Raw genomic sequence first — 13,933 nt, forward strand, 5'->3', positions numbered from 1 at the left:
ATGCAATTGGACCTGACCGTCATCTGGGCCTTGATCATCGTCGTGGCCGTGTTCATCTACGTGGTGCTGGACGGCTTCGATCTGGGCATTGGCATCCTGTTCCGGCGCTTCCCCGTCGGGCATGACCGCGACACGGCGATGAACAGCATCGCCCCCGTGTGGGACGGCAACGAGACCTGGCTGGTGATGGGCGGGGGCGGCCTGCTGGCGGCTTTTCCGCTGGCCTACGGGCTGATCTTCTCGGCCCTGTACGCGCCCATCATCGCCATGCTGCTGGCGCTGGTGTTCCGCGGCGTGGCCTTCGAATTCCGCTGGCGCGACCCGGCACACCGGGGCCTGTGGGATTTGGCGTTCAATGGCGGCTCGTTGCTGGCCGCTTTCTCGCAAGGGGTGGTGCTCGGCGCGCTGCTGCAGGGCGTCGCGGTGCAAGACCGGGCCTACGCCGGCGGCTGGTGGGACTGGCTCACGCCGTTCACGATGGTCACCGGCGTCAGCGTCGTCGTGGCCTACGCGCTGCTGGGCGCCACCTGGCTGGTGATGAAGGCCGAGGGCCGCCTGCAGCAGCAGGCCCGCGCCCTGGCCTGGCCGCTGGGCATCGCCACGCTGGTGGCCATTGCCGCCGTGAGCGTGGCCACGCCTTTTCTCAACGCCAGCTACTTCGACAACTGGCTGCGCTGGCCCGGCATGCTGGCGGTGCTGCCGGTGCCCGTGCTGGTGGCACTGGCCAGCGTCGCCTTCGCGCGCAGCCTGAAGGCGGGCCACGAGGTGGCGCCGTTCCTGCTGTCGCTGGGCATCTTTCTGCTGTGCTTCGTGGGGCTGTGCATCAGCGTGTTCCCGGACGTCGTGCCGGGCGCCGTCACCATCTGGCAGGCGGCCACCGACGTGCAGAGCCAGGTCTTCATGCTGTGGGGCACGGCCATCGTGCTGCCGATGATCCTAGGCTACACGGCGTGGTCGTACTGGGTGTTCCGTGGCAAGGTTGACGCAGACGGGTACCACGCATGAAGTGGCGCATGCCGGACTGGCCCATGATCGTAGCCCCCGCGTCCGACATCGCACCGGCGCCGCTGCGCATCCGCGTGGCCTGGATGGCCGTGATTTGGGCTGCCAGCTCCGCTGCACTGGTGCTGGTAGCGCTGCTGCTGCGGCTACTGCTCTAGCCCGACAACTGGCCCGGGCAGGGCAGCGAAACCCGTCCACACCACACCGTGTCCACCTCTTCTTTCACAACCGGAATCGCATCATGAACACCAACCAAGGCACGCTCGACCGTGGGCTGCGCATCGCTGCAGGGCTCGCACTGATCGGCCTGGCCGCCACCGGCGTCATCCGTGCCTGGGGCTACGTCGGCGTGGTGCCCCTGGTGACGGGCACACTCGGCGTCTGCCCCATGTACCGCATGCTGGGCATCCACACTTGCCGGGTGCGCCGCTGACTTCCAGCACGCCGCATGGACATCGCCACCCACCGCAACTTGCAGGTCGAAGACTTCTTCGACACTGCCACGTCCACCGTCAGCTACATTGTGCTCGACGGCGCCACCCGGCAGTGCGCGCTCGTGGACACCGTGCGCGACTACGACCCGAGGTCGGGCCGCACGTCGTATGACAACGCTGACCGAGTGATCGCGCGCGTGTGCGAGCTAGGAGCCACGGTGCAGTGGATCCTGGAAACGCATGTGCATGCTGACCATCTATCCGCGGCCCCCTACCTGAAGCAGGTCCTTGGAGGCCAGCTGGGCATCGGTCAACACATCACCACGGTGCAGAGGGTGTTCGGCGCGCTGTTCAACGCGGGCAGCAACTTTGCGCACGATGGCCGCCAGTTCGACCACCTGTTTGCCGACGGAGAAGTCTTTGCCATCGGCAGGCTGCAGGTGCTCGCGATGCACACGCCCGGCCACACCCCGGCGTGCATGACCTACGTTGTGAGCGACGGGACGCAGAGCGCCGCCTTGGTGGGCGACACGCTGTTCATGCCCGACTACGGCACGGCGCGCTGCGATTTTCCCGGCGGGGACGCGCGCACGCTCTATCGCTCGATCCACAAGGTGCTGAGCCTGCCGCCCGAGACGGTGTTGTACATGTGTCACGACTACCGGCCTGGCGGGCGCGAAGTGCAGTTCGTCAGCAGCGTGGTCGAGCAGCGCGAGAAGAACGTGCACGTGCACGACGGCATCAGCGAAGAAGAGTTCGTGGCCTTGCGCCAGGCACGCGACGCCACGCTGGAGATGCCGGTGCTGATCCTGCCTTCGGTGCAGGTCAACATGCGCGGCGGTGAGCTTCCCGAGCCCGAGGCCAACGGCACGCGCTACCTCAAGATTCCGCTGAACGTCTTGTAACCAATGATCACGCCCATTGGATCGGCCAGCTTGGCCGTCGCAGCGCCAGTCTTTCCCAAGAACCTGGCCGTGTGCTGCCGCCTCAACGTCACAAGGACAGACGATGTCTATCGCATGGAATGAGTTCACCCCCTGGTCCGCCCTGGCGGGCGGCATGCTCATTGGCCTGGCTGCTGCCATGTTCGTGCTGCTGAACGGACGCATTGCCGGCATCAGCGGCATCCTCGGCGGACTGTTCAAGCCGGCCCGGGGTGACGTGGCATGGCGCGCCGCGTTCGTGCTGGGGCTTGTCGGTGCGCCCTGGGTCTATGCGTTGCTTGCAACGCTGCCCCGGCCCCGCATCGATGCGTCCTGGGTTGCATTGGCGATCGCCGGCCTGCTGGTAGGTGTAGGCACCCGGTATGGCTCGGGCTGCACCAGCGGCCACGGCGTGTGCGGCCTGGCTCGCCTGTCACCACGGTCGCTGGTGGCCACCATCGCTTTCATGACGGCCGGCTTCGCGACTGTGTTCGTCATTCGCCACTTGCTCGGCATCTGAGGGCCCCTCACCATGACGCTATTCGCATCATTTCTCGCCGGCCTGGTCTTCGGGCTCGGCCTCGTCATCTCCGGCATGGCTGATCCGGCCAAGGTGCTCGGCTTCCTAGACCTCGCAGGCGCCTGGGATCCTTCACTTGCATTCGTCATGGCCGGCGGCGTTGCCGTCGCGGCCCTGGCGTTCGCGCTGGCTCGGGAGCGCTCAGCATCCTTCCTCGGTGCAGCAATGAAGTTGCCCACGGCGCGCGACATCGACACGCGTTTGGTGGTTGGAAGCGTGGTATTCGGCATCGGCTGGGGCATCGCCGGCTTCTGCCCGGGCCCCGGTTTGGTGGCCTTGGGCATGGGGGAGGTCAAGGCGATTGTCTTCGTGGTTGCTATGCTAGTGGGCATGGGCGCCTTCGAGCTGCTTGAGCGCCACAAGCAGGCCGCCAGCCTTCAACCCGCTCAAGGCTAGGCGTGACTCTTCGATGAACGAACTCCTGGCCTGGCTGCCTGCGCTGGGGACCGTTGCGGTGCTGGTCGCCCATGAAGCGGTGCTAGCGGTGGCGGAGCGGCGGTGGCCCGAACGGATGTCACGCAGTGCGCATGCAACGCTGCGGGAAGAGTGGTTCACCGCCGTATCACAGCACAAGGGCTCGGAGATTCTTGCAGTTCAGACCCTGCGCAATTCCCTGATGTCGGCGACCATGACGGCATCGACTGCGATGCTGGGGTTGATCGGCACAGTTACGCTCGCCGTACCTTCGCTTCAAACAAGACTCGGTGGCGCCGCGACGTTGCCGAACCTGAGCCCCAGGCTCGTGCTTGAACTGCTGTTGTTGGCAATGCTGGTCGCCTCACTGGTGTGCTCGGCGATGGCGGTGCGCTACTACAACCACGTGGGGTTCATCAGTGGAATGCCGGTCGATTCCGAAGCGCGCGCGCGTTGGGCCGGGGCGGGCACCGCCTACGTGCGGTGGGCTGGCGTGCTGTACAGCTGGGGGCTGCGTTACCTCATTCTGGTGGCGCCAATCCTGGCGTGCCTGCTGCACCCGATCGCAGGGCCTGTTGCTGCTGTACTCGTGGTGGTGGTGCTGGGCCGATTCGACCGCATTGCCGTCGGCGGCCTACGGAAAGATTGAACGACCGTGGACGCCTGATGACGCAATCGGCTGGCAATCAGTCCTCCCGGATCGCTGCAGCGCGCAGACGCAGCGCATTGCCGATCACCGAGACGGAACTAAGACTCATCGCCAGCGCGGCGATCATGGGTGACAGCAACCAACCGGTCAACGGATAGAGGACGCCGGCGGCAATGGGCACTCCCAGCGCGTTGTAGACGAAAGCGAAGGCCAGGTTCTGTCGCATGTTGGCCACCGTGGCGATTGACAACGCGCGCGCAGTAGCAATGCCGCGCAGATCGCCCTTGACCAGGGTGATCTGAGCACTGTTCATGGCCACGTCGGTGCCGGTGCCCATGGCAATGCCGATGTCGGCGCGTGCCAGCGCTGGGGCGTCGTTGATGCCGTCGCCTGCCATCGCAACGACGCGGCCCTGCGCCTGAAGCTGCTCGACGAGCTGCAGCTTGTCTGCCGGCTTAACCCCGCCGTGCACTTCCTTGATGCCCAGGCGCCCGGCCACGGCGCGTGCGGTGGCAAGCGCATCTCCGGTGGCCATGACGACGCGGATACCGGCCTTGCGCAAGGTAGCCAGTGCCTCGGCCGTCGTGGCCTTGACCGGGTCGGACACGGCCAGCAGCCCGGCGAGCTGACCGTCCACCGCCAGGTGCATCACGCTCGCGCCTTGCCGGCGCAGTTCTTGCGCACGATCCGCCAGGGCGGAAACGTCGACGGCCAGCTCTTCCATCAACGCAGGGTTGCCAAGCCCCAGAACTTTGCCACCGACCGTGCCGCGCACGCCTATGCCCGAAGCCGAGTCGAACTGCTCGGCCTTGTCCAGCGCTAGCCCCTTGTCGCGCGCAGCGGCGACCAGCGCCATGGCCAACGGGTGTTCGCTGCCCTGGTCTAGGCTGGCAGCCAGCCGCAAAACCTCGTCGTCGGCGAAACCGGGGGCGGCGATGGCCCGCTCGAAGCGGGGCCGGCCTTCGGTCAGCGTGCCGGTCTTGTCGACGATCAGCGTATCGACCTTGCACAGGTTCTCGATTGCGGCTGCATCGCGGAAAAGCACTCCATGTGTCGCGCCGCGGCCGCTGGCCACCATGATCGACATCGGCGTGGCCAGACCCAGCGCGCACGGGCAGGCGATGATCAACACCGACACCGCACTGATCAGGCCGTAGACCCAGCGTGATTCGATGGCCGACTGCGGGCCGAACAGGCCCCAGCCGAAGAAGGCGAGCACCGCGATGTTGAGCACGCCGACCACAAAATAGCCGGCCACGGTGTCGGCCAGGCGTTGCATGGGCGCCCGTGAACGCTGGGCCAGGGCCACCATCTGCACGATCTGCGACAGCACGGTAGTGGAACCCACATGCTCGGAGCGCATCATCAGAGCGCCGGTGGTGTTGAGTGTGGCGCCGATCAACTTGTCGCCTGCATGCTTGGTAACGGGCATGGGCTCGCCCGTCAGCATCGATTCGTCCAGCGCGCTGCTGCCTTCGACCACGACGCCATCGACGGGCACTTTCTCACCTGGGCGCACGCGCAAGCGGTCGCCGACGTGCACGTGGCTGAGTGGTACATCGGCCTCGGTGCCGTCCGCAGCGATGCGCCTGGCGGTTTTGGGCGCGAGGCCGAGCAATGACTTGATTGCGGCTGAGGTCTGAGAGCGCGCTTTCGTCTCGAGCATCTGCCCGAACAGCGTCAGCGAGATGATTACCACGGCCGCTTCGAAGTACACCGACACCCGGCCCATCGATACGAACGCGGACGGGAACGCCTGCGGCGTGACCGTGGCCACGACGCTGTAGACAAACGCCGCACCAGTGCCAAGGCTGATCAGCGTCCACATGTTCGGGCTGCGCCGCACCACCGATTGCGCGCCGCGCACGAAGAAGGGCCAACCGGCCCACAGCACAACGGGCAAGCTGAGCGCCAGCTCGATCCAGCTCTGCATGGCCATCTCGAACCAGCCCAGGCGGTGGCCGAACATCGCCAGCACGAAGACGGCCACCGTCAGCGGGAGGGTCCACCAAAAACGCCTGCGCAAGCCGATCAGATCCGCGTTGTCGCCCTTTCCCTGCACTGGCATCACAGGTTCTAGTTCCATGCCGCACTTGGGGCACGCGCCGGGATGGTCCTGCTGGATCTCTGGGTGCATCGGGCAGGTGTAACGGGTGCCCGTGCTGGCGGGTGGCGCCTTGGCCGCAGAGGATGTGAGAGCCAGTTTGACCTGGCGAGGCCAGAGGTGGGCTTGCGGATCGTCCTCGAAATTCGGATGTGATTTGGAGTTGCAGATGTAGTAAGGCCGCCCTTCGTGATGCAGCCAGTGCGGCGATGGCTGCGTTACGCGCCCACGAATCGGATCGGCGAGTGCGTGCGCAGTGGGTGGGGTGGACAGTGCCGGCTTGAGTGGATTTAGCATGGTCCAGCATGCTCAGCAGCCCGTGGGCGCGTCTGTGCGCTGACGAACGTAGTCTGACGTTGCGGGCCTTGGTGGGCTGGCCTACATACAAGCGATGGCGTTCGCCTTAGGCTGGGCGTCGACCCGCAACCGATCTCATCCAACGTTGAGCGCGCCGTGCCAGCCATGAACTCGATGACTGCAATGAACTCGCACTGGGTACCCGGCAACCGCATCACCTTGCTCGAGAACGGCGAGGGCTTCTACCCGCGCGTGTTCGAGGCCATCGGCGCAGCCCGGCACGAGGTGCTGCTTGAAACGTTCATCGTCTTCGACGACAAGGTGGGGCGCGCACTGCAGCAGGCGCTGCTGCTCGCCGCCGGCCGCGGCGCCAATGTCAACGTGCTGCTCGACGGCTGGGGCTCGCCCGACCTGCCGCCGTCGTTTCTGCAGCCGCTGCGCGAGGCGGGCGTGCAGGTGCGCAGCTTCGAGCCGGCGCAGCGCCTGTTCGGTGCCCGCATCAACATGCTGCACCGCATGCACCGCAAGCTGGTGGTGGTGGATGGCCGGTGCGCGTTCGTGGGCGGCATCAATTTCTCTGCGGACCATCTGGCCGACTTCGGCCCGCTCGGCAAGCAGGACTACGCCGTCGAGGTCGAAGGGCCGCTGGTCGGCCAGATCCATGCGTTCTGCCGCGCCAGCCTAGCCTCGCCGCAACCGGCGCGACGTCAGTGGCTGCAGCGCTGGCGCCAGCGGCGTGCCCACGACCGAGACCTCGGCCTGCACGACGAGGCGGACAGCGCAGCCGCCACACCGGGCGCACGCGCCGCCTTCGTGACGCGCGACAACTGCAGCCAGCGCACCGACATCGAGCGCCACTACCGCGCTGCCGTGCGCACGGCGCGGCACCGCGTGCTGATTGCCAACGCGTACTTCTTTCCCGGCTACCGCCTGCTGCGCGATCTGCGCCGCGCGGCCCAGCGCGGCGTGCAGGTCGATCTGGTGCTGCAGGGCCGGCCCGACCAGGCCTGGGCGCAACATGCGTCGGAGCTGCTGTATGGCTACCTGATGCGTGCCGGTGTGCGCGTCTACCTTTACGAAGAACGCCCGCTGCATGCCAAGGTGGCGGTCGTCGACGACCGCTGGGCCACCGTCGGATCGAGCAACCTCGACCCGACCAGCCTGGGCCTGAATCTGGAGGCCAACGTCGTGGTGCGCGACGTGGCCTTCGCCACGCGCCTGCGCGAGCAGATCGAACACCTGATGCAGCAGCGCTGCGAGCGCGTGCGGCTGCCAACACCGGGGCCGTTGCGCTCAGCCTGGATCGCGCTGCGCAGCCTGGTCGTCTACCACGCCATGCGCCACTTTGCGACCTGGGTGCAGCGCTCGCCGAACGCGGCGCCACGGGTGGTTGCGCTGCAGGCCGAGCCGAAATGAGTGCCGCCGTGGTGATGGCGGCGGCCCTGCTCGCGGCTGGGGCAGTGGCGGGCGGCATCCGCTACGGCAAGTCGCGCTGGGCGGCGGCCACCGACACGTTGCACACGACGCTGCAATCGGCCCGGTCCACCGCCGTGCCGCCGGTGTTCGGCATGCACGAGTTGCAGGGCCTGCCCGCACCCGTGCAGCGGTATTTCCGCGCGGTGCTGACCGAGGGCCAGCCCATGGTCGCTGCCGTGACGCTGGCGCACCAGGGCCAGTTCAACATGAGCGCGACCGCAGCGCAGTGGAAGCCCTTTGCCGCCACCCAGCGCGTGGTCGTGCGGCGTCCCGGCTTTGTCTGGGATGCGCGTGTGCGGATGCTGCCCGGCCTGCCGGTCCACGTGCACGACGCCTATGTGGCGGGGGTGGGGCGGTTGCACGCTGCCGTGCTGGGCCTGTTCTCGGTGGCCGACCTGCAGGGTACGCCGCAGTTGGCGCGCGGTGAGCTGATGCGCTGGTTCGCTGAGGCCGTGTGGTACCCCACGGCCCTGCTGCCCAGCCAGGGCGTGCGCTGGCAGGCCGTCGATGCGCACGCCGCGCGCGCCACACTGACGGATGGGGACATCACGCTGACGTTGCAGTTCCATTTTCAGGATGACGGCCTGATCGACACCGTGCGCGCCGACGCGCGAGAGCGCGTGGTGGACGGGGTCGTCACCACCGCACCCTGGCAAGGTCGGTTCTGGAACTACGTGCTGCGCGATGGCATGCGTGTGCCGCTGGACGCCGAAGTGGGCTGGGACTTGCCGCAGGGCCTCCAGCTGTACTTTCGTGCAAGCACGAGTTCGCTGGCGTATGCGTTCCGTTGAGCCCCTGGCCGCCGCCCACCTGGGTGGCGGGCTCACCGCTCCTTCTCACGATCCCTGAACGCACTTAAACAGGGCGGCATCGGGGGTGACGAGTGGACCCGCCTGATCAACTCAGGCAGCGTGGCGCTGCGACTGCTACGCTCTAAAGATGCGCAAGATGGACATTCCACTGAAACTTAGCCGGTCGGCGTACTCGTTGGCGGCTGACCGCTTCGACCACCAGGAGGGCTAGTCCCATGATCCAATCACCAGCAGAATTTCACATCAGCATCCGGGTAGCGGATCTGGAGGACAGCACAACGTTCTATACGCGATTTCTTGGCGTCGAACCCAAGGATAAGACGCCGCGCTTCTCGACCTTCATCGTGCCGAGCCTGCGGCTCAACATGGTGCTTCTGGTCAATGACAGCGGCAGACCACTGGACACCTACAGCCTGTACCACATCGGGCTGGGGGTGCAGGACAAGGCAGCCGTCATCGCCAGCTACCACCAGGCTGTAGCCCATGGCGTTCCGGTCGTCAAGCCGCCGCGAACGACCTGGAAGGGCACGCCGCTGCACGAGTTGTGGCTGCGCGATCCCACCGGTTACGGCATCGAGGTCTATGCCCGGTTGACGCCGGCTGAACTGGCCGCGATGCCGGCCGACCAGGAACCGGCTTACCTGGTTCCTGGAACGAAGTCATAAACTTTCCCATGGGCTTCATCAGCTTTGAGCAGCGCCATGTGTGAACTGCTGGCGCTGTCGACCTCGCAGCCGGCCAGGCTGACGTTTTCACTGCATACCTTGGCGTCTCATGGTGATGCAGGCGGTCGCGCGGCCGATGGTTGGGGCGTTGCGTTCTACCAGGGCAAGGACGTGGCGCTGTTCCGCGAACCTGCGGCGGCCAAGGAGAGCGCACTGGTTAACTTCCTCGAATCCCAAGGCCCGCGCACCACGCTCGCCATTTCCCACATTCGCCACGCCACACGGGGCACGGTGCAGTTCGCCAACACGCAACCGTTCACGCGCGAGCTTGGCGGCCGGACGCACGTGTTTGCCCATAACGGCGACCTGCCACTCATCGAGGCACAACCATTTCTAGTGATGGGGGCCTACCGCCAGGTGGGGCAGACCGACTCCGAGCGCGCGTTCTGTGTGCTGCTGGCCCGCCTGGGCGCGCTCTGGAGAGGGGTCGAGCCGCCGTCGCTGGACAGCCGCATGTCGGTGGTGGCCGAGTTCGCGTCGGAGCTGCGACCACTCGGGCCAGCCAATTTTCTATACGCCGATGGCGATGCCTTGTTCGCGCATGGTCATCACCGCATGCAGAGCGCCAGTGGGCGGACTGAAGCGCCCGGCTTGTGGGCGCTGCACCGGCACTGCGCCGCAGCCGATCCCGCGCCAGACGTGCACGCAGGTGTAACGCTGGCACACGGCGAGCGCACTGCATTGATCATCGCTAGCGTCCCGCTCACCGACGAGGCATGGCGGCCGCTGGCAGACGGCGAATTGCTCGCAGTGCGCGATGGCGAAGTGCTGGCGACACTGCTGCCGGTGGCGTCATGACACCAGGACCGCTGTTGTGATGCCAGAGCCCATGCAACGTTCGTGCGTTAACGTTCCCACGCTGGCGTGGGCGCTCGCCGATCAGTGGACGTGAGGGTGCGCCGGGGTAGGTGACGCTGCCGTCATGGACACCCCTGCAGGCGCCAACGTGGCGCAGGGCGCTGTGAAGGGCACCCGCACGATCTGGATCGTCACGTGCTCGATCTCGAACCGGTCGTGCAACTGCGCAGTGGCGTGCTGCAGAAACGCGTCGTCTGCGTCGCCATGCGGCATCACCAGATGCGCCGTCATCGCAATCTGTGAGGTGCCCATCGCCCACACATGCAGGTCGTGCACCCGCTCGACACCCGGCAGCGCCTCCAGCAGGGCTTGCACTGCGTGCAGGTCCACGCCGTCCGGCACGCCGTCGAACAGCAGGTGCAGCGACTGCTTGAACAAGCTCCAGGTGCCGACCACGATGACGGCGGCAATCAGCAGGCTGACGACAGGGTCGAGCCAGGTCCAGCCGAACCACAGCGCCAGGCCGCCGACCACCACCACGCCGGCAGAGACCAGCGCGTCCGCCGCCATGTGCAGGAAGGCGCCGCGGATGTTGAGGTCGCCCGCCCGACCCCGCATGAACAGCAGCGCCGTGGCGGTGTTGACCACGATGCCGATGCCGGCCACCACCATGATCGTGACGCCCTCGACCGCCTGTGGGGTCTGCAACCGGTGCGTCGCCTCCCAGAGCGCAGACGGGCCAGCGCCATGACGGCGAAGCAGCGTTGATCGCCACCGGCAAGGCCTTGTGCCCGGCGTACGCCGGCACAGGTCTGGGTTGACGAAGCCGAGCTCCAACGCGCCAACGCTGTAGCACGAGTTACGACGTCGAACTGCGATGTGCAGCAGACAGCTGAACATCGGGACGTCCACCGATTTGTGACGGTCCTACAACGCAACGTTCAAGTGGATCGCAGAGGGGTGGTCGTTGCATAGTGCATCAACCCTAAGCTTGCGCTGCGAAGCCACGCTTCGTTTGTGCGCAAACGAACTCAAGCAACTTGGCCCTGCGTGTGCTGGCCCACAGACATCTGTCTGCGTCAGCGGTAAGTTGGCCTCAGGCAGGAGGATTTCCTCCGATGATTGGCACCAGACGATGCGCCGGCAGTCTGCTGGCGGGTGAAAGCGCCTCGCTTGTTGACGCTGCATTTGCCCTGCTTGGACGCCCAGGGCGCACCGTTATTTTTTTGATTTGAGGTGGTCGAGATGAAAATTGAAGTCCTTGGCCTTGGATGCAGCAAGTGCCACAGCACGGTCGGAATGATCGAGCGCGCTGCCCTCGACAAAGGCGTGGATGTTGAGATCATCACGGTCGAAGACCCCGCTGAGATCGCGCGCTACGACGTCAAGTCCACACCGGCCGTCGTGATTGATGGAACGGTTGTGCACAGCGGTGGGCTTCCATCGCGTCAGGAGGTGCAAGGATGGCTGGAGCTCAGCCAGCTCGGGCTACTGCGCCACCCCACACGCCATTTGTTCTTCACCGGCAAGGGCGGCGTCGGCAAGACCTCGCTGTCCACCGCCGCCGCGCTGACGCTGGCCGACGCCGGCAGCAAGGTGCTGCTGGTCAGCACCGATGCAGCGTCGAATCTCGATGAAATGCTGGGCATCGAACTGCGCAACACGCCCACGCCGGTGCCGGGCGCCCCCGGCCTGTCGGTGTTGAACATCGATCCGGACACGGCGGCCGAGTCCTACCGGCAGCGCGTGGTGGCGCAGATGGGCGCCGGCGCCAGCGACGCCGAACTGTCCACTGTGCGCGAGCAACTGTCTGGCGCGTGCACCACCGAGATCGCGTCGTTCGACGAGTTCGCCTCGCTGCTGTCGGGCGACAGCGAACACTTCGACCACATCGTCTTCGACACGGCGCCCACGGGCCACACCTTGCGCCTGCTCAGCCTGCCCCAGGCATGGAGCGGGTTCCTGGCCGGCAACGACCGGGGCGCCTCCTGCCTGGGCCCGCATTCGGGCCTGAAGATGCAGGAGGAGCGCTTCAAGGCCGCACTGGCCGCGCTGAGCGACTCGGCCCTGACCACGGTCGTCCTCGTGACGCGGCCCGATAAGGGCGCGATGGCCGAAGCGGCCCGCACGTCCGACGAACTGCGCGCGCTGGGCCTTCGCAACCAGCGTCTGGCGGTCAACGGCGTCTTTCATGCGAGCGAGCGCACGGATGCCGTGGCGATGGCCATCGCCGCCCTGGGCCAGCAGGCGCTCGACGAGATGCCGCCGGTCTTGCGCGCCCTGCCGCAGGACCAGATCCCCCTGCGGGCGTTCGACACCGTGGGCTTGCCTGCGCTGCGCGCATTGCTGGCCGATGGCGTCGCATCCAGCAAGCCAGCCACGCTCGCGGTCGTCGAGCACGATGGCGGCTTGCCAGGTCTCGCTGCCCTGGCCGACGAGCTGGCCGCGGCTGGGCATGGGCTGATCATGGTCATGGGCAAGGGGGGCGTGGGCAAGACCACCGTGGCGGCCGCGCTGGCCCTGGGGCTGGTGCAACGCGGCAAGACCGTGCACCTGAGCACCACCGACCCGGCCGCGCACCTGGCCGTGACGCTGCAGGGCGAGGTGCCCGGCCTGCGCGTGGACCGCATCGACCCCAAGGCCGAGACGCAGCGCTACATCGACAAGATCATGGCGGCCAAGGCACCGGGGCTGGATGCGCAGGAGCAGGCCCTGCTGCTGGAAGACCTGCGCTCCCCGTGCACCGAAGAAGTGGCCGTGTTCCACGCGTTCTCGCGCATCGTGGGCGAGGGCCGCAGCGCCTTCGTGGTGCTGGACACCGCCCCCACCGGCCATTCGCTGCTGCTGATGGACGCCACCGGCGCCTACCACCGGCAGATGCTGCGCGAGTTCGAAGGCCGCGGCGCCGGCCGCGTGGTCACGCCCCTGATGCGGCTGCAGGACCCGGCGTACACGCGGATCATCCTGGTGACGCTGCCGGAGGTGACGCCGGTGTCCCAGGCCGCCGCGCTGCAGGACGACCTGCGCCGCGCCAGCATCGAGCCCTATGCCTGGGTGCTCAACAAGAGTGTGCTGGCGGCCGGCACGCGCGACCCGCTGCTGGCGGCGCGCTTGGCCGGCGAGCGCAAGCAGCTGCAAAGAATGGCCGGCGGCCTGGCCAGTCGCCTGTTCACGGTGCCCTGGCTGACGCTGCCACCCATCGGCGTCGAGGCGCTGTCGAAGTTGGTGGTGCCAGAACGCCCATAGCTGGGTAGGTGCCCGACGGCGTCGGCTGCTCTACATCGACCCCGTTCGCGACGGCTTCACGCCGCCGCCTCCTGCTCCAGTTCGGTCTGGCAGGCCACGCAGCGTAAGGTCTGCGGTTCGACCTTCAGACGCTCGAACGAAACTGCGCTACCACAATCGATGCAAAGGCCGTACGCTGCGGTGTGGATGCGCTGCAAGGCACTGCCGAGCGCGGCGGAGGCGGTGGCATCAATGTCCGAGAGCGTGTTCACTACATCCTGCGCGCCGGCGCGGTCGCGCGCCTCTTCGTCATCCTGGGGCAACGTCTCGTGGGCCGCTTCGGCTTGCGACAGCCCGGCGTTGTGCTCGGCCTGGCTCCGTTCGAGCACAGCCATGCGGGCTTGCAGCAGCCCGAGCAAAATTTCTCGTTGGGTGTGGGACAGATGGGGCGTCAAGGACATGGTGCGCGCTCGAAATGTAAGGCCATCAAGATA

Annotated in this window: 15 protein-coding genes; 12 read left to right on the forward strand and 3 right to left on the reverse strand. The window is 66.7% G+C overall.

Going from position 1 to position 13,933, the window contains the following annotated elements:
• From cydB to AC099J_RS16115, 7 genes are all read left to right on the forward strand, one after another.
• Window positions 1-1,005, forward strand: a complete 1,005-nt coding sequence (cydB, locus tag AC099J_RS16085) for a cytochrome d ubiquinol oxidase subunit II (RefSeq protein WP_479616269.1) — start codon at window positions 1-3, stop codon at window positions 1,003-1,005.
• A gap of 23 nt (window positions 1,006-1,028) precedes the next feature.
• Complete coding sequence (locus AC099J_RS16090) at window positions 1,029-1,160, forward strand: DUF2474 family protein (protein ID WP_479616270.1); 132 nt, start codon at window positions 1,029-1,031, stop codon at window positions 1,158-1,160.
• An 83-nt stretch (window positions 1,161-1,243) separates the two neighbouring features.
• Window positions 1,244-1,435, forward strand: a complete 192-nt coding sequence (locus AC099J_RS16095) for a YgaP family membrane protein (RefSeq protein WP_479616271.1) — start codon at window positions 1,244-1,246, stop codon at window positions 1,433-1,435.
• Between the two features lie 15 nt (window positions 1,436-1,450).
• Window positions 1,451-2,341 (forward strand): MBL fold metallo-hydrolase, encoded by an 891-nt coding sequence (locus tag AC099J_RS16100; protein WP_479616272.1) that lies wholly within the window; start codon window positions 1,451-1,453, stop codon window positions 2,339-2,341.
• A 103-nt stretch (window positions 2,342-2,444) separates the two neighbouring features.
• Window positions 2,445-2,879: a YeeE/YedE family protein gene (locus tag AC099J_RS16105; RefSeq protein WP_479616273.1), complete on the forward strand. Its 435-nt coding sequence runs from the start codon at window positions 2,445-2,447 to the stop codon at window positions 2,877-2,879.
• A 12-nt stretch (window positions 2,880-2,891) separates the two neighbouring features.
• On the forward strand, window positions 2,892-3,335 hold the full coding sequence (locus AC099J_RS16110; RefSeq protein ID WP_479616274.1) for a DUF6691 family protein: 444 nt from the start codon (window positions 2,892-2,894) through the stop codon (window positions 3,333-3,335).
• A 13-nt stretch (window positions 3,336-3,348) separates the two neighbouring features.
• The gene (locus tag AC099J_RS16115; RefSeq protein WP_479616275.1) at window positions 3,349-4,002 is read left to right on the forward strand and encodes a DUF599 domain-containing protein; all 654 of its coding nucleotides are present in this window, start codon (window positions 3,349-3,351) and stop codon (window positions 4,000-4,002) included.
• A 37-nt stretch (window positions 4,003-4,039) separates the two neighbouring features.
• Here the strand turns inward: AC099J_RS16115 and AC099J_RS16120 are convergent, their stop codons facing one another.
• Window positions 4,040-6,403 (reverse strand): copper-transporting P-type ATPase, encoded by a 2,364-nt coding sequence (locus AC099J_RS16120; protein ID WP_479616276.1) that lies wholly within the window; start codon window positions 6,401-6,403, stop codon window positions 4,040-4,042.
• Between the two features lie 183 nt (window positions 6,404-6,586).
• Here AC099J_RS16120 and clsB point away from each other — a divergent pair, with 183 nt between their 5' ends.
• From clsB to AC099J_RS16140, 4 genes are all read left to right on the forward strand, one after another.
• A complete protein-coding gene (gene clsB, locus AC099J_RS16125) occupies window positions 6,587-7,819 on the forward strand; it encodes a cardiolipin synthase ClsB (RefSeq protein WP_479616277.1) in 1,233 nt (410 codons plus the stop codon).
• On the forward strand, window positions 7,816-8,670 hold the full coding sequence (locus AC099J_RS16130; protein ID WP_479616278.1) for a DUF6920 family protein: 855 nt from the start codon (window positions 7,816-7,818) through the stop codon (window positions 8,668-8,670). Before clsB ends, AC099J_RS16130 begins: the two co-directional genes overlap by 4 nt.
• 236 nt (window positions 8,671-8,906) lie before the next feature.
• Window positions 8,907-9,356 (forward strand): VOC family protein, encoded by a 450-nt coding sequence (locus tag AC099J_RS16135; RefSeq protein ID WP_479616279.1) that lies wholly within the window; start codon window positions 8,907-8,909, stop codon window positions 9,354-9,356.
• Window positions 9,357-9,392: 36 nt separating this feature from the next.
• The gene (locus AC099J_RS16140; protein ID WP_479616280.1) at window positions 9,393-10,214 is read left to right on the forward strand and encodes a class II glutamine amidotransferase; all 822 of its coding nucleotides are present in this window, start codon (window positions 9,393-9,395) and stop codon (window positions 10,212-10,214) included.
• An 81-nt stretch (window positions 10,215-10,295) separates the two neighbouring features.
• On the opposite strand, the gene AC099J_RS16145 is transcribed toward AC099J_RS16140, so the two are convergent.
• Window positions 10,296-11,114 carry a cation diffusion facilitator family transporter gene (locus AC099J_RS16145; RefSeq protein ID WP_479616281.1) on the reverse strand — a complete coding sequence of 273 codons (819 nt, stop codon included), beginning with the start codon at window positions 11,112-11,114 and terminating at the stop codon, window positions 10,296-10,298.
• Between the two features lie 345 nt (window positions 11,115-11,459).
• Here AC099J_RS16145 and arsA point away from each other — a divergent pair, with 345 nt between their 5' ends.
• Window positions 11,460-13,460 carry an arsenical pump-driving ATPase gene (gene arsA / locus AC099J_RS16150; RefSeq protein WP_479616282.1) on the forward strand — a complete coding sequence of 667 codons (2,001 nt, stop codon included), beginning with the start codon at window positions 11,460-11,462 and terminating at the stop codon, window positions 13,458-13,460.
• Between the two features lie 56 nt (window positions 13,461-13,516).
• Here arsA and AC099J_RS16155 read toward each other — a convergent pair whose 3' ends face one another.
• Window positions 13,517-13,900: a TraR/DksA family transcriptional regulator gene (locus tag AC099J_RS16155; RefSeq protein WP_479616283.1), complete on the reverse strand. Its 384-nt coding sequence runs from the start codon at window positions 13,898-13,900 to the stop codon at window positions 13,517-13,519.
• Between the last annotated feature and the right edge of the window lie 33 nt (window positions 13,901-13,933).

This window comes from Rhodoferax sp. RT4P68, assembly GCF_056521305.1.